We start from the raw sequence: 20,364 nt of genomic DNA, 5'->3' as shown, positions 1-20,364 counted from the left end.
ACCGCGGTCGCGAACGGCGCGATCTTCGCCTCGGCGAGCGAGCGCACCGTCTCACGGAGCATCTCGTGCTCTTCGGACAGGCGGTACAGGTCGAAATCAGCCGTTCCGGCCAAGATGTCCACACTCCCCAAGGGATGCTAACTACCGTTAAGTAACCCAATGTTAGAGGTCGCGCACTCGCCCGGCATACGTGAGCTTGACGACAACGGGAGCCGGGGGGCCGGGAGCGCGGCGGCCGGTGTGGAGTGGGGTCGCGGGGGCCCGACTATGCTCGGGCGCGCAGTGACGCCCCCATTCCCAGGAGCTCCAGATGTCCCTCAAGATCACCGTGATCGGCACCGGATACCTCGGGGCCACGCATGCAGCGGCGATGGCGGAGCTCGGCTTCGAGGTGCTGGGGCTCGACGTGGTCCCGGAGAAGATCGCGATGCTCGCCGAGGGGCGCGTGCCGATGTACGAGCCCGGGCTCGAGGACCTGCTCCGCAAGCACGTCGCCGGGATCGAGGGGTCGAGCGGCCGGCTGCGGTTCACCACGGACTGGGCCGAGGTCGCGGAGTTCGGCGATGTGCACTTCGTCTGTGTGAACACGCCGCAGAAGCACGGTGAGTACGCGTGCGACATGTCGTACGTCGACAACGCCGTCGAGTCGCTGGCGCGGCAGCTGACCAGGCCCGCGCTCGTCGTCGGCAAGTCGACCGTGCCCGTCGGCAGCGCGGACCGGCTGGCCGCCCGGATCGCCGAACTGGCGCCCGCGGGTGACGCGGTCGAACTGGCCTGGAACCCGGAGTTCCTGCGCGAGGGCTTCGCCGTCCAGGACACGCTGCACCCCGACCGGATCGTCGTCGGCGTGCGCGGCGAGCACGCCGAGAAGCTGCTGCGCGAGGTGTACGCGACGCCGGTGGCCGAGGGCTCGCCGTTCGTCGTGACCGACTTCCCCACGGCGGAGCTGGTGAAGACCTCCGCCAACTCCTTCCTCGCCACGAAGATCTCCTTCATCAACGCCATGGCCGAGGTCTGCGAGGCGGCGGGCGGCGACGTCGTCAAACTGGCGGAGGCCATCGGACACGACGAGCGCATCGGCTCGAAGTTCCTGCGGGCCGGCATCGGGTTCGGCGGCGGGTGCCTGCCCAAGGACATCCGGGCGTTCATGGCGCGGGCCGGTGAGCTCGGGGCCGACCAGGCCCTGACCTTCCTGCGCGAGATCGACTCCATCAACATGCGCCGGCGCGGGCAGATGGTCGAGATGGCGCGGGACGCCGTGGGCGGCAGCTTCCTCGGGAAGCGGGTCGCGGTCCTGGGTGCCGCGTTCAAGCCGGACTCCGACGACGTACGGGACTCTCCCGCGCTCAACGTCGCCGGGCAGATCCACCTCCAGGGCGGACAGGTGACGGTGTACGACCCGAAGGGCATGGAGAACGCCCGGCGGCTCTTCCCGACGCTCGGGTACGCCGAGTCGGCCGTCGACGCGGTCCGGGGCGCCGATGTGGTGCTGCACCTCACCGAGTGGCGGGAGTTCAGGGAGCTGGACCCGGCGGCGCTGGGCGACGTCGTGGCGCACCGGATGCTCCTGGACGGGCGCAACGCGCTCGACGCCGCACTGTGGCGCGGGGCCGGGTGGACCTACCGGGCCATGGGGCGCCCGTCCGCGTAGGGGGTGTCTTGTCGATCAGGCCGGATCAGGGAGCGGGGCCTGGTGCGCTGCGTTCGCTTCGCTCTCTCCGCCTCGGCTCTTCGATTCATCCTCCGGATGCCGAGCGCAGCTGCAAGGCGGAGGAGGGAGTCGACGCGATGGGGGTCCCCCCGCGCGAGCGCAGCCGAGCGTGGGGGAGGCGGCGACCGACGACAACGCCGCAGATGTGCGTGCCAGGCCCCGCGAGCCCGGCGTGATCGACAAGACGCCCCCTAGGGCCGGTGCACGGCCGCCCACAGCGGTGGGACCGCTGTGGGCGGGTGCGCGTGGGTCAGCCGTCCAGGTCTTCCAGGGTCGCGTTCGACGGGCGCCGCTCCGTCCGGAGACCGCGGGCCGTGTCCTCCGCCGCGCCCAGGACGCGTACCGCGTTGCGCCAGGTCAGCTTGGCGAGGTCGTCCCGGGACCAGCCGCGCGCGACGAGTTCGGCGATCAGATTGGGATAGCCGGAGACGTCGTCCAGGCCGGACGGGGTGAAGGCGGTTCCGTCGTAGTCGCCGCCGATGCCGATGTGGTCGACGCCGGCGACCTCGCGCATGTGGTCGAGGTGGTCGGCCACCGTCGCGGGTGTGGCGATCGGGCGCGGGTGGGACTCCTCGAAGGCGCGGTGGAGCTTCATCGCCCCAGGGGACGTGTCCAGGTGGTGGAAGCCGTGCCTGCGCAGGTTGTCGTCCGCGGCCGCGGTCCAGTCGACCGCCGCCTGGAGGACGAACTTCGGGACGAACGTGGCCATCGCCACACCGCCGTTGGCGGGCAGGCGTTCCAGGACGTCGTCGGGGATGTTGCGCGGGTGGTCGCACACCGCACGGGCCGAGGAGTGCGAGAAGATCACCGGGGCCACCGACTCGTCGAGGGCGTCCCGCATCGTCGTCGCCGCGACGTGGGAGAGGTCGACGAGCATGCCGACGCGGTTCATCTCCCGCACCACCTCGCGGCCGAAGCGGGTGAGGCCGCCGGCCGCCGGTTCGTCGGTCGCCGAGTCCGCCCAGGCGATGTTGTCGTTGTGCGTGAGCGTCATGTAGCGCACGCCGAGCGCGTACAGCGCCCGCAGCGTGGCCAGCGAGTTGTTGATGGAGTGGCCGCCCTCCGCCCCCATCAGCGACGCGATACGGCCCTCCTCGCGCGCCGCCTCCATGTCGGCGGCCGACAACGCGCGCACCAGGTCCCGGGGATAGCGGGCCAGCAACTGCTCGACGCAGTCGATCTGCTCCAGCGTCGCGCTGACCGCCGCGTCCCCGGTGAGGTCGGTCCGTACGTACACCGACCAGAACTGCGCGCCGACGCCGCCGGCGCGCAGCCGGGCGATGTCGGTGTGCAGATGCGCGCTCTGGTCGGCGGCGATGTCCCGGGCCGCGATGTCGTAGCGGACCTGCTCGCGCAGCGCCCACGGCAGGTCGTTGTGGCCGTCGACGACGGGGAACGAGCGCAGGAGTTCCCGCGCTTCTTCGAGGGGCGTCGTCATCGACGTCACTTCCCCGAACCGGAGCCGGACGCCTTGCCGGAGCCGAAGCCGAAGGCGGACGAACCGCTCGACACCTTGGAGCGCAGGCGCCGCCCCTTCTCGGTGGCCTGCTCGTTGAGGTCCTGCTGGAACTCCCGCATCCGGGCGAGCAGGTCCTCGTCGTGGGCCGCGAGCATACGGGCGGCGAGCAGACCGGCGTTCCGGGCGCCGCCGACCGACACGGTGGCCACCGGCACACCGGCCGGCATCTGCACGATGGAGAGCAGGGAGTCCATGCCGTCGAGGTACTTCAGCGGCACGGGGACACCGATCACCGGGAGCGGGGTGACCGAGGCGAGCATGCCCGGCAGATGGGCCGCGCCCCCCGCACCGGCGATGATCACCTTCAGACCCCGGTCGGCGGCCTCCTCGCCGTACGCGACCATCTCGCGCGGCATGCGGTGGGCGGAGACGACGTCGACCTCGTACGGGATCTCGAACTCGTCGAGGGCCTGCGCGGCCGCTTCCATGACAGGCCAGTCGGAGTCCGACCCCATGACAATGCCAACAACGGGGCTCATTCGGTGATCGTTCCTCTGAGGTAGTCGGCTGCGTGTCGGGCGCGCGCCAGCACGTCGTCCAGGTCGTCGCCGTAGGTGTTGACGTGGCCGACCTTGCGTCCGGGCTTCACGTCCTTGCCGTACATGTGGATCTTCAGCCGCGGGTCGCGGGCCATGCAGTGCAGATACGCCGTGTACATGTCCGGGTAGTCGCCGCCCAGGACGTTGCACATCACCGTCCACTTCGCACGCGGGCGCGGGTCGCCCAGCGGGAGGTCGAGGACGGCACGGACGTGGTTGGCGAACTGCGAGGTGATCGCGCCGTCCTGGCTCCAGTGCCCCGAGTTGTGGGGGCGCATGGCGAACTCGTTGACCAGGATGCGGCCGTCGGCCGTCTCGAACAGCTCGACCGCGAGATGGCCGACCACGCCGAGTTCCTTGGAGACGCGCAGCGCCAGCTCCTCGGCCTTCAGCGCCAGCTCCTCGTCGAGGTCCGGCGCCGGGGCGATCACCGTGTCGCACACGCCGTCGACCTGCCGGGACTCGACCACGGGGTAGGCCACGGCCTGGCCGTGCGGCGAGCGCACGACATTGGCAGCGAGCTCGCGGACGAAGTCGACCTTCTCCTCGGCGAGGACCGCCACACCGGCGCGGAAGGGCTCGGCGGCGGCGGGGTCGTCGGCGGAGCGCACGAACCACACGCCCTTGCCGTCGTAGCCGCCGCGCACGGTCTTCAGGATGACCGGGAAGCCGTCGCCCTCGGCGCCCTCCCCGACGCCTTCGGCCGCGAACGCGGCCACGTCGGCCGGATCGGTCACGATCCGGTGGCGCGGGCTGGGCACGCCGATCTCGTCGAGCTTCGCGCGCATCACGCCCTTGTCCTGGGCGTGCACGAGCGCGTCGGGCCCCGGGCGCACGACGACGCCGTCCGCCTCCAGGGCCCGTAGGTGCTCGGTGGGTACATGTTCGTGATCGAAAGTGATCACATCGCAGCCCCGCGCGAACTCGCGCAGCGTCTCCAGATCGCGATAGTCGCCGATGACGACATCGTTCACGACCTGGGCCGCCGAGTCCTGCGGGGTGTCACTGAGGAGCTTGAACCTGATGCCGAGCGGGATGCCTGCCTCGTGTGTCATACGAGCGAGCTGGCCCCCGCCGACCATGCCGACTACCGGGAACGTCACGCTCCCAGGGTATCGGCGTGCCCGTCGTGGGCCTCCACGGGCGTCGGGGAGCCCGCCTGGTTAGCATGGGCGGGTTGATGCAATCGAGCGTACGGGGGCTGTACGGGACCATGGATCACGGGAATCAGGAAGGCAGTCCTGACGCTCGCGTCACGGCCCCTCGAGGCCTGAGGCGGCACATCGACCAGCTCGCCCGCGAGATCGCCAAGTTCGGTGCGGTGGGCGGAGCGGGCCTCCTGGTGAACCTGCTCGTGTTCAACCTGCTACGGCACGTCACGCATCTGCAGGTCGTACGGGCCAGTGTGATCGCCACGATCGTCGCGATCATCTTCAACTACATCGGGTTCCGCTACTTCACGTACCGGGACCGTGACAAGAGCGGCCGCACCAAGGAACTCACGCTGTTCCTGCTGTTCAGCGTGATCGGCCTGGTGATCGAGAACGGCGTGCTGTACCTCGCCACCTACGGGTTCGGCTGGGACAGTCCGCTGCAGAGCAACGTCTTCAAGTTCCTCGGCATCGGCGTCGCGACCCTGTTCCGCTTCTGGTCCTACCGCACCTGGGTCTTCCGGGCCATGCCCGCCCGCGAGGCCGTGGCCAGCGCGGAGTCCTTCCTCAGGGACGAGGACCGGCCCACGACGGCCGGCCGCCGCACCGAGTAGCAGCCCCTCCGCGCCGGGACCCCCGCCGGACGCCGGGCTCCCCCCGCGGGATCCTGGCGCGTCCCCGCCGTCAGCGGACCGTGCGCCCCGTCTCCTCCTCGTCCATCGGGTGCGGATGCTTCATCGGCGTACGCGACAGGAAGAGCCCGAAGACCGGCGGCTGGGCCTGCAGCATCTCCAGGCGGCCGCCGTCCGCCTCGGCGAGGTCGCGGGCGACCGCGAGGCCGATGCCCGTGGAGTTGCGGCCGCTGATGGTCCGCTCGAAGATCCGTGAACCCAGCTCGGGCAGCACCCCGGGACCCTCGTCGGTGACCTCGACGACGGCCTGGTTGCCGGTGACGCGGGTACGCAGCGCGACGGTGCCGCCACCGTGCATCAGCGAGTTCTCGATCAGCGCCGCCAGCACCTGGGCGACCGCTCCCGGCGTCCCCACGGCCTGCAGATGCCGCTTGCCGGAGCTGACGACGGCGCGGCCCGCGCTGCGGTAGGCGGGGCGCCACTCCTCCAGCTGCTGCTTGATCACCTCGTCGAGGTCGAAGTGGACCGCGGAGCCCGTGCGCGGGTCGCGGGCGTTGGTCAGCAGCCGCTCCACGACGTCGGTGAGCCGCTCGACCTGGGTGAGCGCGATGGTCGCCTCCTCCTTCACCGTGTCCAGGTCGTCGGTGACGGTGATCTCCTCCAGCCGCATGGACAGCGCGGTCAGCGGCGTGCGCAGCTGGTGCGAGGCGTCGGCCGCGAGGCGGCGCTCGGCGGTGAGCATCCGGGCGATCCGCTCCGCGCTCGCGTCGAGGACGTCGGCGACCCGGTCCAGCTCCGGCACCCCGTACCGCTTGTGGCGCGGCCGTGGGTCGCCCGAGCCCAGCCGCTCCGCGGTCTCCGCGAGATCGGTGAGCGGCGAGGTGAGGCGGTTGGCCTGGCGCACGGCGAGCAGGACCGCGGCGACGATGGCGAGCAGGGCGACCGCGGCGATGATCATCAGGGTGCGGCCCACCTCGGCGGTGACCGTGGAACGGGGCTCCTCGACCGTGACCGTCTCGCCGCGCTCCCCCTTGGCGGTGGACTGGATGACATCACCGGTGGGCCGCGCGCCGACCTCGATGGGGGCGCGGCCCGGAATGGAGATCACCGCGTACCGGTCGGGGCCCACGGGGTCCCGCAGGAGGTCGACGGTGACCTTCTCGCCGGCCAGCAGCCGGCCGTCCACGATGCTGCCCAGGCGGACCGCCTCGGAGTCGACGCGCTCCTGGGCACTGTTGCTGATCGTCCGGGTCTCGACGATGACGAGGGAGACGCCGAACACGGCGATCACGACGAGTACCACGGCGAGCGTGGAGTTGATGAGACGGCGACGCACGGGGCCCTCCGGGCGGGGTGGCTTACGGTGACCAGTTTCCCTCTGCCCGTCGCATACCCCGCACGGGACCGGCCGGTGACCGGTGCGCGTCCGATTGCCGGTGCGCGTCCCGGCGCACTCGGGGCGCGTCCGCATCCGCCCTTCCCGGGACCGGGCGGTCCGCCGCGGACAGGGGGCACCCCCGTCGCACCTGCGGCGCGGCCGCCCGCGAACGCTCGGGTTCGTGGCCGGCGGCTCCCCGCGGCCGGGCGGTTCCCGACGTCACGCGCCGGCCCGCGGCCGGCCTTCCTCGAAGCGGCCCTCGCCGGCCCTTCGGAGCGCCACTCGGCCTGCTCCTCGAAGCGCCGCGGTCAGCTCTTCTCGAAGCGGAAGCCCACACCACGGACCGTGGCGATGTACCGCGGGTTGGCGGCGTCGTCGCCGAGCTTCTTGCGGAGCCAGGAGATGTGCATGTCGAGGGTCTTGGTGGAGGACCACCAGGTGGTGTCCCAGACCTCGCGCATCAGCTGGTCGCGGGTGACCACCCGGCCGGCGTCCCGGACGAGCACCCGGAGCAGGTCGAACTCCTTCGCGGTGAGCTGGAGTTCCTCGTCGCCCATCCACGCGCGGTGCGACTCGACGTCGATGCGCACACCGTGGGTGGCCGGCGGCTGCTGGGGCTCGGCGGCGCCGCGCCGGAGCAGGGCCCGGACCCGGGCCAGCAGTTCGGCGAGCCGGAAGGGCTTGGTGACGTAGTCGTCGGCGCCGGCGTCGAGGCCGACGACGGTGTCCACCTCGTCGGCACGCGCCGTGAGGATGAGGATCGGCACCGTGTGCCCCTCGGCACGCAGCCGACGGGCCACCTCCAGGCCGTCCATGCCGGGCAGTCCGAGGTCGAGCACAACCAGGTCGACACCGCCCTGCATTCCGGCGTCGAGCGCGGTCGGGCCGTCCTCACGCACCTCGACCTCGTAACCCTCCCGGCGCAGGGCACGGGCCAGCGGCTCCGAGATGGACGCGTCGTCCTCGGCGAGCAGTACACGGGTCATGGGGTGATGGTAGTCCGCGTGGCCCGCGCCTCGGAGGGTGATCCGGCAGGTCGGCGCCGGTGCGGCCCACTCCTGGGGCTCACGGGGGCCATCCCGGTGGTCACCTTGGAATGTGCTCCAATGGTTCCGGCGGCACCTGTGATCCATGTCTCAAGTCCTTCCATATGGCGCACTGGCGTGTCGTATGGTGGCAAGACGCCTGTAGCACTACTGACGGACCTTTGGCCCGCTATTTACGCCAAGGGTTCTTTCTGTGTGCGGGTTGGTCGTCTCCACGACCGGCCTTGAAAGGAACGACCTGTGACCGGGCCCGTGCGCGATCTGCGCCCGGGCGTGGATCCCGGTGTCACCGTCCCTCGGCTCCGGACCGGAGCGAGCTTCCCCGTGGGCGTCGGGGACCGGGCGGCCAGGCGCCGGTGCCGGTCAGCCCCCCACCGGGCGCGCACCGTCCCCCGAACTCCCCTGGAGCGGGGGGATCCAGTGCGCCCGCTACGAACCCACAAGGATCGACCATGGCGTCCAGCCTGACGAAGGACTCGGCCAGCACCACTGGTTCGCAGAAGACCTTCTTCGGCCACCCTCGCGGACTGGCCACCCTCTTCATGACCGAGATGTGGGAGCGCTTCTCCTACTACGGCATGAAGGCCCTGCTCCCGCTGTACCTGATCGCCCCGGGCGGTCTGCACATGAACGCGGCGGCCGCCACCGCGATCTACTCGGTGTACCTGTCGCTCGTGTACCTGCTCGCCCTGCCGGGCGGCTGGTTCGCCGACCGCGTGCTCGGTCCCCGCAAGACGGTGGCCATCGCGGGCGGGATCATCATGCTGGGCCACCTGACGCTGGCCCTGCCGAGCTCCGGCACCTTCTTCGCCGGCCTCGGTCTGGTCGCCATAGGTTCCGGTCTGCTCAAGGCCAACATCTCGACGATGGTCGGCCACCTCTACGACGGCCCGACCGACCCGCGCCGCGACGGTGGCTTCACGCTCTTCTACATCGGCATCAACCTCGGTGCGTTCGCCGCCCCGCTGGTCATCGGCACCGTCGGTGAGGAAGTCAACTGGCACCTGGGCTTCGCGCTCGCCGCGCTCGGCATGGCGCTGGGTCTGGCCCAGTTCCTGCTCGGCGGCCGTCACCTGGACTCCCGTTCCAGCGTCGTCCCGACCCCGCTGAGCCCCGCGGAGCGCACCGCCACCCTGCGCAAGGCCGCGATCTGGGCCGCCGTCGCCGCGGTGTTCTACACCGTCGTCGGTGTCTCCGGTCACTACACGCTGAACTGGCTGCTGGTCCCGATCACCCTCGCCGGCCTGATCATCCCCGTCTGGGTCATCGCGCGCATCAAGCGCGACAAGGAGCTGGACAAGGCCGAGCAGTCGAAGGTGACCGCGTACATCTGGTTCTTCGTCGCGGCCGCCGTGTTCTGGATGATCTACGACCAGGGCGGCTCGACCATGTCGATCTTCGCCGAGAGCTCGGCGAAGAACACCGTCTTCGGCTGGAACTTCCCGGTCTCCTGGTACCAGTCGGTCAACCCGGTCATGATCATGGCCCTGGCCCCGGTGATGGCCTGGCTCTGGCTGGCGCTGAACCGCCGCGGCAAGGAGCCCAGCACGATCGTGAAGTTCTCCTCCGGTCTGGTCCTGATCGGTGTCTCGTTCTTCGTCTTCCTGGCGCCGCTGACGATCGCCGGCGACGGTCACAAGGCCGCCGCGATGTGGCTGGTCGCGATCTACTTCGTGCAGACCATCGGTGAGCTGACGCTCTCCCCGGTCGGCCTCTCCGTCACCACGAAGATGGCCCCGCTGAAGTACGCCTCCCAGATGATGGGTGTCTGGTTCCTGGCCGTCACCGCCGGTGACGCCACGACCGGTCTGCTCTCCATCGCGGGTGTCGACCTCAACGGCAAGGGCGTGGTCCTCCTGGAGGCCGCGGCCGCCGTGGTCGCCGGTTTCGCGGTGTGGATGTACCGCAAGAAGGTCAACGCGCTGATGGGCGACGTCCACTGACGTCCCCGTCCTGAGCGCCGACGCTCACCGAAGGGCCGCCGTACTCGCAGGAGTACGGCGGCCCTTCGCGTACCGGTGCGGCGTCGGGCGCCCGCGAGCCCGGCCGTCGCGGCTCAGCGCATCCGGCGCTTGGGCAGGAACGTGAAGACCGCCCCGCCGAGCAGGATGACCGTCCCGGCCACCAGGCCCAGGGCCTTGACCGCGCCGTGGTCCTCGGCGCCCGTCTGCGCGAGGCCGCCGGCGGCCGAACCGCCGCCGGACGAGCCCGATGCGGAGCCCGCCGAACCCGAACCGGAGCCGCCCGCGGCGCCGCCCGGCTGGGCCGAGGTGTCGACGGTGAGGGAGACCTCGGTCTTCGCCGGGGTGCACGTCGTCGTCGTGCCGAGCGCCTTCACCGTCAGCACGCCGGGCGACAGTGTCGATTTGCCGTCGGCGCCCGGCTTGTACGTGCCGGTCAGGTCGGGGATGGTGATCGGGTCGCCGCTCTTGATGGGCTCCTTGTTCGTGGGGCCCTCGACGTGGACGGTGCCCTTGTCGGCGCCGCCCAGCTGCACCTCCATGGACGGCTTGACGGAGTCCTTGGGGATGTCGGCGGGGCTGTCCATGACGGACTTCTTGAACTTGACCGTGAGGCCGTAGCTCCCGCCGTCCTTCCTGGCATTGATCTGCACGGGCGAGGTGGCGTTCTTGTCACCGATGGGCGTCTTGCACCGGTACGGGATCTGCACCTCCTTGCCGGTGAGCTCGGTCCCGCCGCCACCGCCGCCGGACGTCCCGCCCGTACCGCCGGAGTCACCGGAGCCGCCGCTCGACGAACCGCCGCCGGTGCCCCCGCCCGTGGGAAGCGTGGGAAGCCCTGTCGGAAGGCCGGTCGGCAGTCCGGTGGGCACGCCCGTGGGCGGTGCCACCGTGGGCAGGCCGCCCGTCGTACCGCCACCGGCGGACACCTTGATGGTGGCCGCCGGCTTCACCTGCTCCTTGGGCGTGCACTTGGTGTCCGTCGAGATCGGCTTGCTGACGTTGATGTTGTAGGCGTCCGGGGTGAGCGTCACCTCGCCGGGCGCCGTCAGCTTGACCGTGCCCTTCATGTCGGACAGCACCATGGGGCTGTTCTTCTTGATGGGCGGGTTCTGCCGGGGCCCCTCCATGGCGATGTCGGCGGTCTGCGCGCCCGCCGCCTTGAGGGTGCCGGTCGGTTTGACCGTGTCCTTGTCGAGGTCGAGGACATCGGGGTTCTTCGAGGCGGCCTGGACGAACTTCCACACCACCTCCACCTCGTCACCGACCTTCGCCTCGGCCGGTGCGGTGATCTCCACCTTCGTGGTGCCCTCCACGGGCGGGAGGCCGGAGATCGCGGGCGGAACGCACTCGGTGCTGTAGGCGACCTCCGCGGCCTGTGCGGGCGCCGCCGCCAGCAGGATGCCCGCGCCGCCCAGCATCGCGGCGACACCCGCCGCGGTCACCCGTCCCGGCGCCCTCACCCGCCACCGCATGCTCACCGTTCGCTGCGTGCTCACGAGTTTCCCTTCGTCATCGGACTGTTCTCTGACGGTGCGGAGAGCCGACCGGCCGGTGTCCCCGGAGTGGTGTCCGGGGTGAACCACGGCAGAGTCGAAGTGGGGCCACCGGTCCCTGCGGCCGTACGGGGCTCGTCCCCGGGGCCGTCCTCGGCGGCGGACCGCGCGGACGGGCGCGGCTTCGGGAGCAGCATGGCGAGTTCGGAGAGCCGGACACCCCGGTGACGTCCCGGACGGCCCGTGCCGCGGCCCGGACGTCCCGCCCCGCTGCGCGGGCGCGAGGCCCCGCGCCGCGGACGCAGCCGGTCCACGACGGCCATGCCGACACGGAAGACGGCGGCCGGCACGACGACGCAGAGCAGCAGCCAGAAGAGGGTGACGCCCCAGGGCCGGCCCACGCCCCACGGCTGCTCGGCGAGCACCTTGCCGCCGTACTTCACGGAGACGAGATAGTCCCCGTGCGCGCCGGCCGCCAGCTCGACGGGCAGTTCGATCCGGGCCTTCCGGCCGGCCCGGATGGTGCCGCGCCACTGCTGTTCCTCCCACTGCGGGGCGAACACACCGTGCGAGGTGCCGACCTGGAACACGGGGTTCCTGACGGGGGCGGAGCCCACGTTCCCGACGGTGAACTCCAGGCTGCGCGAGGGCGGTGCGCCGAACCAGGTGAGGATGCCGCCGGAGCCGGCCAGGCGGGTGTCCGTGAGCACCGAGAGCCGTCCGGTGCCGGTCTGCCGCGGCAGTGGCGCCACGGGATGCCCGGCGACCTGGAAGATCGTGTCGACGACGGCCTTGTCGCCGGTCACGGTCGCCACGTGCACCACGCACGGGCACGGCTTCGGCGGCTCCACCACGGGCATCCGCTTGCGGAACGCCCCCGCCGCGTCCGTGGTGACGGCCCGCCCGTCGGCGTTGGCGCAGGCGTTGGTGCCGCCGATCACGCCGGTCGCGGGCGTGCCCTGACCGCAGATCAGCAGCATGAGCAGCGTCTTGGGCCGCCACCGCTTCCCGGTCACGGTGATGTCCCCGCCGGTGCCCTCCTCGGTCGTGGACAGGGACACGGCGGGCCGTCCTCCGGCGGCCGTGGCGGGGGGCGCGGGCGGCGCCACGAATGCCAGGGCGGTCAGGACGACGGCGACCAGGGCGAGCCGTGACGCGACGCTCCGGCCGCCGTTCGCTCCGGCCGCCGCCTTCGTTCCCGTGCCGTTCACGGTGCCTCTCCCGTCGCCACAGCCGCCAACTCCCTGTCCGCCCGCGGTGTTTCGCCCGACGGGAGCACGGCCCGCCGCCGCCCGCGTCTGCGTACGCCCAGGCCCGCTCCCGCACCCAGCAGGGCGACCACCGCCGTCACGGCCCCGACCGTGCCCCACGGCACGAAGCGGGCCGCCCCCGTTCCCGTGGCGTGGGCGCCGCCCGCGGCCTCGGCCGTGAGGGTGACGTGCACGGAGTCGAAGGGCGGGGCGTCGGGCCACGGTTCGGAGAGGGTGACGCGGCGGCCGGGCAGGAGTTCGACCGGGAGCGGATGCGGGCGGCGGTCGAGGAGCGTGCCGAGCACGCCGTCCGCGTGGACCGCGAGCCGCGGGGCGAGCACGGTGTTCCCGCGGTTCACCAGGTCGTACGTGATGTGCTTGCCGCGCACCGCCACGTGCTCGACGGTCAGGGCGGACAGGGTCGGTCCGGCGACCCGCAGCGCGACGCGGACGCCCGACTCGCGGCCGTCCGCCGAGGCGACGATCACGCCGGGGTGGTCCCCCGGCACGGCGTCCGCAGGAACGCTCACGGTGAACGGCACATCGGCGCGCGTCCGCGCCGGCACCCGCACCGTCCGCCCGGCGAACGCGATCCACGCACCCGTGTCCGCCGCCTTCCTGCGCACGGTGAGGGCCCCGGTGCGGGTGGTGTCGGCGTCCGCGCCGCGCAGCCGCACCGTCAGCGGCCGGGTGCCCGGGTTGACCACGGACACCGTGTCCTCCAGGACCGTCCCGGGCGCCCCCTCGACATAGAAGGAGGGCCGCCCGCCCTCCGCGGGCCGGCTGCCGGCGCCGGCGGACGGTGCGACGGACCACGCCGGGGAGTCGTCCGCCAGCGCCGTGGGGCCCGGGGCCGCGCACAGCGCCGCCGTGGCCACGAGAAGCCCGAGCGCCCGGACGCCGCGCCGCGGGACGGGGGCCGCGGGGGCGCCGACGACGCCCGGCGTGACGGACCGCGGGGCCGGCACACCGGGCACGGAGGCACCCGGCGCCGGTGCGCCCGGTGCGGTGGTGCGCCCCCGGGCCGGGCGCGGTGCGGTGGTCTGTCGGCAGGCTCCGGTCGGCGGGAGTGGGGGAAGCGGCGGCATCGGCGGCTCCTGGAGGTCGTTCACGTACGCAGTCGTGGGGCGCGGGCCGGGTGTCCGGTACGGTCGCGGGCCGCCGTCCCGCGGCGGCCCGCCACGGCCGCCCGTTGCGGTACGGGGCGCCCGTCCGCTCCGGTCGGCGCGGGCCGCCGTCCGGGGTGGCCCGGCCGCAGGACACCCCTGGGTCGTGTCCGGGAAGCAGCGCCGTCCGCCCGGTGGGCAGGGCTCGCGGCGTCCGGTGCCGGGGGCACCTCCCACGCCGTCCGGGCCGTGGGGGAGCACCGCACCGTGGAGGGTCTCCCGCGCCCTTGGGCGTGCGCGGGCGATCCCGACAACACGGCTGGGAGTACCTCCCACGCCCTTGAGGCAGTGGGGGAGCCGTACCGGGCGTCGCGAGCCGGGCGGGCGTCGCTGACACGGCGCAGGGGTGCCTTGTGGATCAGCCCGGCGTGATCCACAGGAGACCCCCTAGCGCGCCGCCTGGTTCCGGCGGGTCAGCCAGAGCGCGCCGGCCGCGCCCGTGAGCAGGACCGTGCCGCCGAGGGTGCCGAGTGCGATCGCGGAGTCCGCGGGACCGGTCTGCGGGAGCTGGTCGCCGCCGGAGGGCGAGGTCTGCGTGCCACCGCCGGCCGCCGTGACGTCGAGGGTCAGGGACGGCTTCGGGTTGTTCGCGGGCGTGCACGTGGTGGTCGTGCCGAGGGCCTTGATGGTGAGGACGCCCGCCGTGAAGGTCACCTTGCCGCTCTTCTTGGGCGTGTAGGTGCCGGTCAGATCGGTGATCTTGATGGGGGTGTTGGCGGGGATGGCCGCCGGGTTCGGGGGCCCGGAGACCGGCACGGTGCCGCTCTCCGCCCCGCCGAGCCGGATCAGCGCACTGGGCTTCATGGCGCCCTTGCCCAGCTCCACGGGGCTGGACGACACGCCCTTCTCGAAGGTCATGGTCAGCCGGTAGCCGCTGCCGCTCCTGACGCTCCTGATGTCGATGGGCGACACGGCGCCCTTGTCCCCGATCGGGGTCTTGCACTGGTAGTTGACGGGTACGACGGCGGCCTGCGCGGCGGGGGCGGTCATCAGCACCGCCGCGCCGGCCATGGCCGCGGCGAGCGCGAGCGCGGCCGTCCCCTTCTGGTTCGTCCGGTACGACACCTCGAGTTCCCCTCGGCCATGAGTGAGCTACTGACGGAACGTCAGATCGGGTGGCTCAAGGTACGCCTGGGACCTTGTCGAGGGAAGACACAGGACACGCCTGATCCGGCGCATGCCAAAGGCGCCGGCGCGGGGTTCGAACCGGCGGTAACCCCAAGGGGCGATCGCTCAGTGGTGGGACTAGGCGGGCGCACCCAGCTCGGCCCAGACGGTCTTGCCGGCCACGCCGGGGGTCCTTACGACCCCCCAGTCCAGACAGAGCCGCTGCACGATGAACATGCCGTGCCCGCCGGGGCGTCCGGCGCGGTGCGGGGTGCGCGGGGCGGGCTGGCCGCCGCCCCGGTCGGTCACCTCGATGCGCAGGACCTTCCGGTCGCAGGCGATCCACATCCGGTCCGGCCCCTCGGCGTGCAGACAGGCGTTCGTCACGAGCTCGGAGACCACGAGGAGGACGTCCTCGGCCGCGGCGCGCCGGTCGGCGGTGGCCGCGGGCAGCCAGCCCCAGTCGTACAGCGCCTGCCGCGCGAAGTCGCGGGCCATGGGAACGATGCCGGCCGCACCCTCGAAGCTCAGCCGGCGGACCTGGCGCCCGGAGGACTCGTCGTCGGACGCCTCGCGCACGTCGGATGCGCCGGAAGCGCCGGCGGCGTCCCGGTCCGGGCCGCGGTCGCCCGGCAGACGGGGCCGGGTGGTGCTCATCAGCGCTTCACCTCACCGATTCACCAGTTCGAACAATTCGGAGTCACAGACTCGGGACTACGGACATGTCCGCCGTTCGTGTTCCATCAGCGGATCCAGGATGTCTCCTGCCCTGCCGAACCGTGAGAACACCCACTGATTCGGACGGGACCGTGTGATGCTCGTAACGCGGCGATCACACAGAGAGAGCCGAGGCGTACGTCACAGCGCCCCGGACTCGGGATCAATCCCCGGCCAGTGCCTCTTCGAGCGTGTCGTGCACGGTGAAGACGGCCTCCGCTCCGGTGATCTCGAACACCCGGGCCACCACGGGGCGCATCCCGGTCAGATGGACCGCGCCACCCGCGGCCTCCGCCTTGAGGCGGGCCCCGAGCAGCACGTTCAGTCCGGTGGAGTCACAGAACTCCAGCAGCGAGCAGTCGACCACCAGGCGTACATAGCCGTCCGCGACGCAGCCCTCCAGGGGCTCGCGCAGCAGATCGGCGGTGTGGTGATCCAACTCACCCGCCGGGGTCACCACGGCGCTAGAGCCCTCTGCCCGCACCTCGACAAGAAGCCGGCCCCGATGTGCGCTGCCGGCCGTCCCGCGGTCCATGCCGTGTCTCTCTTCCGACCGTCGTGGCTGTTGCTTGACGCCCCTGAACACTACGCCTTCCGTACGCCTCGGGGAACCCGAACAACCTCCCCAAAGCGGACATTTCCCAATGAAACGCACTTGCAAGGGAGTTGCCTCAGCGGGTAGGGCTAGTAGAGACAGCAATCGACACGGCCGGCTTTGGAGGCGCCGCACACCGCAGGTGCACGTATGGGCATCGGCAGCCATATGCCGAGAACGATGGAGGACACCATGTCACCCCGGCTCGACGAATCGCGCATTGACCAGGCGACGTCGACACTCCCCCCGGAGACACTTCCCGCCGCACGCACGCAGTCCCTCGCGGACGCGGAGGCCCTCGCGAACGCGGGGTCCCTCACGGACATGGGGTCCGTGGCGCACGCGGAGTCCGGCACGGAGTCCGTCGCGAACGCGGAGTCCCTCGCGGACCTCCCGCAGATCCCGCCGTACGAAGAGGTGGGGCCGGTGGACGCACGGGCCCTGTCCAAGACCCTCTTCGCCCGCCTCGAATCGCTCGAGGAGGGGACGCACGAGTACTCCTACGTCCGCAACACCCTGGTCGAACTCAACCTCGCCCTGGTCAAGTTCGCGGCCTCCCGGTTCCGCTCGCGCAGCGAGCCGATGGAGGACATCATCCAGGTGGGCACCATCGGTCTCATCAAGGCCATCGACCGCTTCGAGCTCAGCCGCGGCGTCGAGTTCCCCACCTTCGCGATGCCGACCATCATCGGTGAGATCAAGCGGTTCTTCCGGGACACGAGCTGGTCCGTACGCGTTCCCCGCAGGCTCCAGGAGCTGCGCCTCGACCTGGCCAAGGCGGGCGACGAACTCGCCCAGAAGCTGGATCGCGCCCCGACCGTGACCGAGCTGGCCGAGCGCCTCGGCATCTCCAAGGACGAGGTCGTCGAGGGCATGGCCGCGTCGAACGCCTACACGGCGAGCTCGCTCGACGCCCAGCCCGAGGAGGACGACTCCGAGGGCGCGCTCGCCGATCGCATCGGCTACGAGGACCACGGGCTCGAAGGCATCGAGTACGTCGAGTCGTTGAAGCCGCTGATCGCCGAACTCCCGCCGCGCGACCGGAAGATCCTCTCGCTCCGCTTCGTCGCCAATATGACGCAGTCGGAGATCGGGGACGAGCTGGGCATCTCCCAGATGCACGTCTCGCGGCTGCTGTCGCGCACGCTGGTGCGGCTGCGCAAGGGGCTCACCCTCGAGGAGTGATCCCCCGAGCCGAGGAGTGAGCACCGGAGCCGGGGGTGCTCACTCCTCGAATGCCACGACGCGGGCGGCCTCCCCCAGGGCGAGGACGTCCGCGCGGACGTCGTCGGGGCGGTGCAGGATCGCCTCGACGGCGCCGATGCACGGCGCCCGGCCCCAGCGGCCACCGCCGGGAGTCCGGGGCGCGAGCATCGTGGCGGCCGCCTTCGCCGGGTAACCGGGCCGGATTCCGCCACGGGGCCGGAATCCGCCACCGGGCTGGTTCGTCACCGGGCCGGGTCGTCACCCGCGCCGGCCCGATCCTGGCGGCGCGGCAGTCGCAGCACCCGGACCCGAAATCCCGCGAAGGCCCGAAGACCCCCAAGGCCCCCCAAAGCCCCCGAGTCCCGCCGGACATGGACGACGAAGAGCGACGCGGCCCGGCGCCCGCGGGTCTCCTCGGCGGCGCGCCCGCATGTCCCGTCCCGCGTCCCGCGTCGCCGGGTGGGGGCCCGCCCGGGCAGGCCCGGTCACGACCCGCTCGCCCCTCTTCCCGGCCGCACGGAGCCGGAGTTCGGCGCCGCGACGGGACGGCCCGACTGCTCCCTTTCAGGGCTCCGCGGGAGCCGTCCGGCACAGACCAACTGTTAACAAGCAGGTAACAAGGCAGCCCTCACGCCGAGTTACCGCGGGAAACCCCTTCTCCGCCGGGCGAGTGTTCACCACCATGTCCCCAACGTACTCGCGGGTATCTCCGTACGTCCTCGGTACGACATCCCTACGCCGGTACGGAAGGAGAACGGCCATGTTCCGGCGCGACGATGGGGGTCCCCCCTGGACCGGAGCCCGTCGGAGGTCCTCGGAGGACGACGAAGACGGCGCGACCGTCAGGGGCGTGCACGCCCAGGAGACGGACACACGACTCGCGGAGCGGCTGCGCGGCGACATCGCCACGTCGTTCCCGGCGCTGCGCGAACTGCGGCGCCGGCACGGCTGCGCGGCCGAGACGTACGCACGGATGTGCGTCGTCGACGACGCCGCGGCCAGGCACCTGGCCGGCCAGGCGTTCATGCTCGCCGCCGGTGAGGCGAAGCAGGGCGTCGAGCCGCGTGGGCCCTGGCGCCGCCATCTGCTGCTGCTCGTGCGTGAGTCGGCGGCCCTGTGGACCAAGGACGACCGGCTGGTCCGGCTGGACCCGTCGCTGGCGGCACGGCCCCCGGGCGAGCCCGTCCAGGAGTCCGCACTGCTCACCGCCTTCTGCGACCTGCCGGCACGGCGCCAGGGGATCCTCTGGTACGGCGTGGTGGACGAGGAGCCCGACACCCGCACCGCCCTGTTCCTGGGCCTCGCCCCGGACGAGGTGACGTACGCCAAGGGCTCCGCGCTGACCGATCTGCGGCGCACCTTCCTGCGCAAGCACCTCTCCCGCTACGGCGCCCCCGACTGCCAGGGCTACCAGCGCCTCATCGAGGAGGCGACCAGCCCGGCCAACCCCCGCCACAGCCAGGACCTCCAGTCCCATCTGGCCGGGTGCGCCTGCTGTGCGACGGCGTACGACGTGCTGCTGCGGCTGCGTGCCACGCCCCGGACCGCCCTGGCCGACGGCCTGCTGTCGTGGGCCGGCGAGACGTACGGCTCGGCCCCGCCGGTCGGTGCGCGCAGCGCGCCCCGCGCGCTGCCCATGGCTTCGGGACGCCGCAGGCGGGGTCCCGCGAGCCTCTTCGGATCCCGCAGGCAGGGCATCGCGGCGCTGCGCCAGTGGTGGGCCGCGTGGTACGGCGATGCGGTCCGCGGCACGGGGAACAGCGGCGAGGCGCCGGACGGTGCGGCCTCGGCGCAGGCTCTCTTCCCCGCCCCCGGGCGGGGCGCGACGGGCCGCAGGCGGCGTCCTGCGCCGCAACGGGCGGCGGGAACCCCCGGACTCGCGGTGTCCCTGCGGGCCCGCGCGGCCGCGGGCACATCCCGGCTGGCCGCAGTGCTCACGGCAGCAGCCCGGTCCGGGCCCCGCCCGGGCGCGGGTCCGGACGGCGGCGCGGGGAACGCGGACCCGGGCCCCGGATGGTTGCCCTCGCGGCGCTTCGTCTGGGTGGCCGTCGCGGTCGGGGTGGCGCTGGCGCCGGTGGTGCTGTTCGTACGGGACGGCGGGGGCTCGTCCGAGCCCGCCGGGCGGGGCAGCGCCGTCGGCACGGCGACGCCCGGGCCCGCGGTGACGGTCACCACCACGGTGTCGGCCACGCCGACGGTCACCGCGTCGCCGTCCCGCTCGGCCTCCCCGTCGCCCTCCGCGTCCCCCTCGAAGCCGACGCACCCCACACCGAAGCCGAAGCCGAAACCCACCCACACCAAGCACAAGTCCCCGCCGCCCGCCGCACCGCCGGGCAGCCGCTTCACCCAGGTGGTCAACGCCGGGACCGGCCTCTGTCTGGACATAGCGGACGGCGACCTGGAGAACGGCAACGATGTCGTGATGGCGAAGTGCGGGCCGTCGGACACACAGCGCTGGCGCGTCGACGCCGACCTCGGCGCCCTGCAGTCGTTCGCCGATCCCGACTTCTGCCTGGACAGCCGCGGCAGCACGGACCGCGGGGTCGGCATCTGGTACTGCGACGCGATCGGGCGCGGCACCCAGAACCTGTCGTTCTCCGTCGACACGAACGGCATCATCCGGCCCGTCATCGCGCTGGACCACGCGGTGACGCCGTCCCGCCGCGGCGTGGGCGCACTGCTGGAGCTGTACCGGGTCTACGGGAACCGCGACCAGCGCTGGACCGCGGGGGCCCCGCCGGTGTGAGACGCGGCCCGCGCGCCCGGAGCACGGGGCGCGGGGCGTGGATCCCCGCGGCGGGGGGGGGGGGGGGGGCCCCCCCCCCCCCCCGGGGCGGGGGGGGGCGGGCGCGGGGGGGGCCCGCGGGGGGCGCGCGCCCCCCCCCCCCCG

17 protein-coding genes are annotated in these 20,364 nt (G+C 72.4%); 5 read left to right on the top strand and 12 right to left on the bottom strand.

The window, feature by feature from the left end; translation table 11 throughout:
* The first annotated feature begins 310 nt into the window (after window positions 1-310).
* Window positions 311-1,651: a UDP-glucose dehydrogenase family protein gene (locus ACWCP6_RS36665; protein ID WP_450936997.1), complete on the top strand. Its 1,341-nt coding sequence runs from the start codon at window positions 311-313 to the stop codon at window positions 1,649-1,651.
* 310 nt (window positions 1,652-1,961) lie between these two features.
* On the opposite strand, the gene ACWCP6_RS36660 is transcribed toward ACWCP6_RS36665, so the two are convergent.
* Genes ACWCP6_RS36660 through ACWCP6_RS36650 form a run of 3 tightly spaced genes read right to left on the bottom strand, consistent with a single transcriptional unit; the run spans window position 1,962 to window position 4,872 of the window.
* Window positions 1,962-3,149: a dipeptidase gene (locus tag ACWCP6_RS36660; RefSeq protein WP_450936996.1), complete on the bottom strand. Its 1,188-nt coding sequence runs from the start codon at window positions 3,147-3,149 to the stop codon at window positions 1,962-1,964.
* Window positions 3,150-3,154: 5 nt separating this feature from the next.
* Window positions 3,155-3,709 (bottom strand): 5-(carboxyamino)imidazole ribonucleotide mutase, encoded by a 555-nt coding sequence (gene purE, locus ACWCP6_RS36655; protein WP_450936995.1) that lies wholly within the window; start codon window positions 3,707-3,709, stop codon window positions 3,155-3,157.
* Complete coding sequence (locus tag ACWCP6_RS36650) at window positions 3,706-4,872, bottom strand: 5-(carboxyamino)imidazole ribonucleotide synthase (RefSeq protein WP_450936994.1); 1,167 nt, start codon at window positions 4,870-4,872, stop codon at window positions 3,706-3,708. Before ACWCP6_RS36650 ends, purE begins: the two co-directional genes overlap by 4 nt.
* A 110-nt stretch (window positions 4,873-4,982) precedes the next feature.
* On the opposite strand from ACWCP6_RS36650, the gene ACWCP6_RS36645 reads away from it, so the two are divergent.
* Entirely contained in the window at window positions 4,983-5,534 is a 552-nt protein-coding gene (locus ACWCP6_RS36645; RefSeq protein WP_450937000.1) for a GtrA family protein, read from the top strand.
* A gap of 70 nt (window positions 5,535-5,604) precedes the next feature.
* Here ACWCP6_RS36645 and ACWCP6_RS36640 read toward each other — a convergent pair whose 3' ends face one another.
* Entirely contained in the window at window positions 5,605-6,888 is a 1,284-nt protein-coding gene (locus ACWCP6_RS36640; protein ID WP_450936993.1) for an ATP-binding protein, read from the bottom strand.
* A 350-nt stretch (window positions 6,889-7,238) separates the two neighbouring features.
* Window positions 7,239-7,916 carry a response regulator transcription factor gene (locus tag ACWCP6_RS36635; RefSeq protein WP_018566970.1) on the bottom strand — a complete coding sequence of 226 codons (678 nt, stop codon included), beginning with the start codon at window positions 7,914-7,916 and terminating at the stop codon, window positions 7,239-7,241.
* 512 nt (window positions 7,917-8,428) lie between these two features.
* Between ACWCP6_RS36635 and ACWCP6_RS36630 the strand changes: the two genes are divergently transcribed.
* On the top strand, window positions 8,429-9,919 hold the full coding sequence (locus ACWCP6_RS36630) for an oligopeptide:H+ symporter (protein WP_450936992.1): 1,491 nt from the start codon (window positions 8,429-8,431) through the stop codon (window positions 9,917-9,919).
* Between the two features lie 113 nt (window positions 9,920-10,032).
* Here the strand turns inward: ACWCP6_RS36630 and ACWCP6_RS36625 are convergent, their stop codons facing one another.
* The 6 genes from ACWCP6_RS36625 to ACWCP6_RS36600 form a co-directional block, all read right to left on the bottom strand.
* On the bottom strand, window positions 10,033-11,358 hold the full coding sequence (locus ACWCP6_RS36625) for a hypothetical protein (protein WP_450936999.1): 1,326 nt from the start codon (window positions 11,356-11,358) through the stop codon (window positions 10,033-10,035).
* A 74-nt stretch (window positions 11,359-11,432) separates the two neighbouring features.
* Window positions 11,433-12,644 carry a hypothetical protein gene (locus tag ACWCP6_RS36620; RefSeq protein WP_450936991.1) on the bottom strand — a complete coding sequence of 404 codons (1,212 nt, stop codon included), beginning with the start codon at window positions 12,642-12,644 and terminating at the stop codon, window positions 11,433-11,435.
* A complete protein-coding gene (locus tag ACWCP6_RS36615) occupies window positions 12,641-13,660 on the bottom strand; it encodes a hypothetical protein (RefSeq protein ID WP_450936990.1) in 1,020 nt (339 codons plus the stop codon). Before ACWCP6_RS36615 ends, ACWCP6_RS36620 begins: the two co-directional genes overlap by 4 nt.
* A 576-nt stretch (window positions 13,661-14,236) precedes the next feature.
* Window positions 14,237-14,914 (bottom strand): LPXTG cell wall anchor domain-containing protein, encoded by a 678-nt coding sequence (locus ACWCP6_RS36610; RefSeq protein WP_450936989.1) that lies wholly within the window; start codon window positions 14,912-14,914, stop codon window positions 14,237-14,239.
* Window positions 14,915-15,094: 180 nt separating this feature from the next.
* The gene (locus tag ACWCP6_RS36605) at window positions 15,095-15,613 is read right to left on the bottom strand and encodes an ATP-binding protein (protein ID WP_450936988.1); all 519 of its coding nucleotides are present in this window, start codon (window positions 15,611-15,613) and stop codon (window positions 15,095-15,097) included.
* Between the two features lie 223 nt (window positions 15,614-15,836).
* Window positions 15,837-16,208 (bottom strand): STAS domain-containing protein, encoded by a 372-nt coding sequence (locus ACWCP6_RS36600; RefSeq protein WP_450936987.1) that lies wholly within the window; start codon window positions 16,206-16,208, stop codon window positions 15,837-15,839.
* 240 nt (window positions 16,209-16,448) lie between these two features.
* Between ACWCP6_RS36600 and ACWCP6_RS36595 the strand changes: the two genes are divergently transcribed.
* On the top strand, window positions 16,449-17,453 hold the full coding sequence (locus ACWCP6_RS36595) for an RNA polymerase sigma factor SigF (RefSeq protein ID WP_450936998.1): 1,005 nt from the start codon (window positions 16,449-16,451) through the stop codon (window positions 17,451-17,453).
* 39 nt (window positions 17,454-17,492) lie between these two features.
* On the opposite strand, the gene ACWCP6_RS36590 is transcribed toward ACWCP6_RS36595, so the two are convergent.
* The gene (locus ACWCP6_RS36590) at window positions 17,493-17,720 is read right to left on the bottom strand and encodes a hypothetical protein (protein WP_450936986.1); all 228 of its coding nucleotides are present in this window, start codon (window positions 17,718-17,720) and stop codon (window positions 17,493-17,495) included.
* A 604-nt stretch (window positions 17,721-18,324) separates the two neighbouring features.
* Here ACWCP6_RS36590 and ACWCP6_RS36585 point away from each other — a divergent pair.
* A complete protein-coding gene (locus ACWCP6_RS36585) occupies window positions 18,325-20,220 on the top strand; it encodes a ricin-type beta-trefoil lectin domain protein (RefSeq protein ID WP_450936985.1) in 1,896 nt (631 codons plus the stop codon).
* The last annotated feature ends 144 nt before the right edge of the window (window positions 20,221-20,364 follow it).

This window comes from Streptomyces sp. NPDC002004 (assembly GCF_053593975.1).
This window is presented reverse-complemented; position numbering and strand designations above follow the sequence as displayed.

What these genes read in the sequence shown, in the direction of transcription:
- ACWCP6_RS36625 (WP_450936999.1), bottom strand. Translation starts at nt 11,358, where the DNA reads ATGCTGGGCGGCGCGGGCATCCTGCTGGCGGCGGCGCCCGCACAGGCC.
- ACWCP6_RS36665 (WP_450936997.1), top strand. Translation starts at nt 311, where the DNA reads ATGTCCCTCAAGATCACCGTGATCGGCACCGGATACCTCGGGGCCACG.
- ACWCP6_RS36605 (WP_450936988.1), bottom strand. Translation starts at nt 15,613, where the DNA reads ATGAGCACCACCCGGCCCCGTCTGCCGGGCGACCGCGGCCCGGACCGG.
- ACWCP6_RS36630 (WP_450936992.1), top strand. Translation starts at nt 8,429, where the DNA reads ATGGCGTCCAGCCTGACGAAGGACTCGGCCAGCACCACTGGTTCGCAG.
- ACWCP6_RS36660 (WP_450936996.1), bottom strand. Translation starts at nt 3,149, where the DNA reads ATGACGACGCCCCTCGAAGAAGCGCGGGAACTCCTGCGCTCGTTCCCC.
- ACWCP6_RS36645 (WP_450937000.1), top strand. Translation starts at nt 4,983, where the DNA reads ATGGATCACGGGAATCAGGAAGGCAGTCCTGACGCTCGCGTCACGGCC.
- ACWCP6_RS36635 (WP_018566970.1), bottom strand. Translation starts at nt 7,916, where the DNA reads ATGACCCGTGTACTGCTCGCCGAGGACGACGCGTCCATCTCGGAGCCG.
- ACWCP6_RS36595 (WP_450936998.1), top strand. Translation starts at nt 16,449, where the DNA reads ATGGAGGACACCATGTCACCCCGGCTCGACGAATCGCGCATTGACCAG.
- purE (WP_450936995.1), bottom strand. Translation starts at nt 3,709, where the DNA reads ATGAGCCCCGTTGTTGGCATTGTCATGGGGTCGGACTCCGACTGGCCT.
- ACWCP6_RS36600 (WP_450936987.1), bottom strand. Translation starts at nt 16,208, where the DNA reads ATGGACCGCGGGACGGCCGGCAGCGCACATCGGGGCCGGCTTCTTGTC.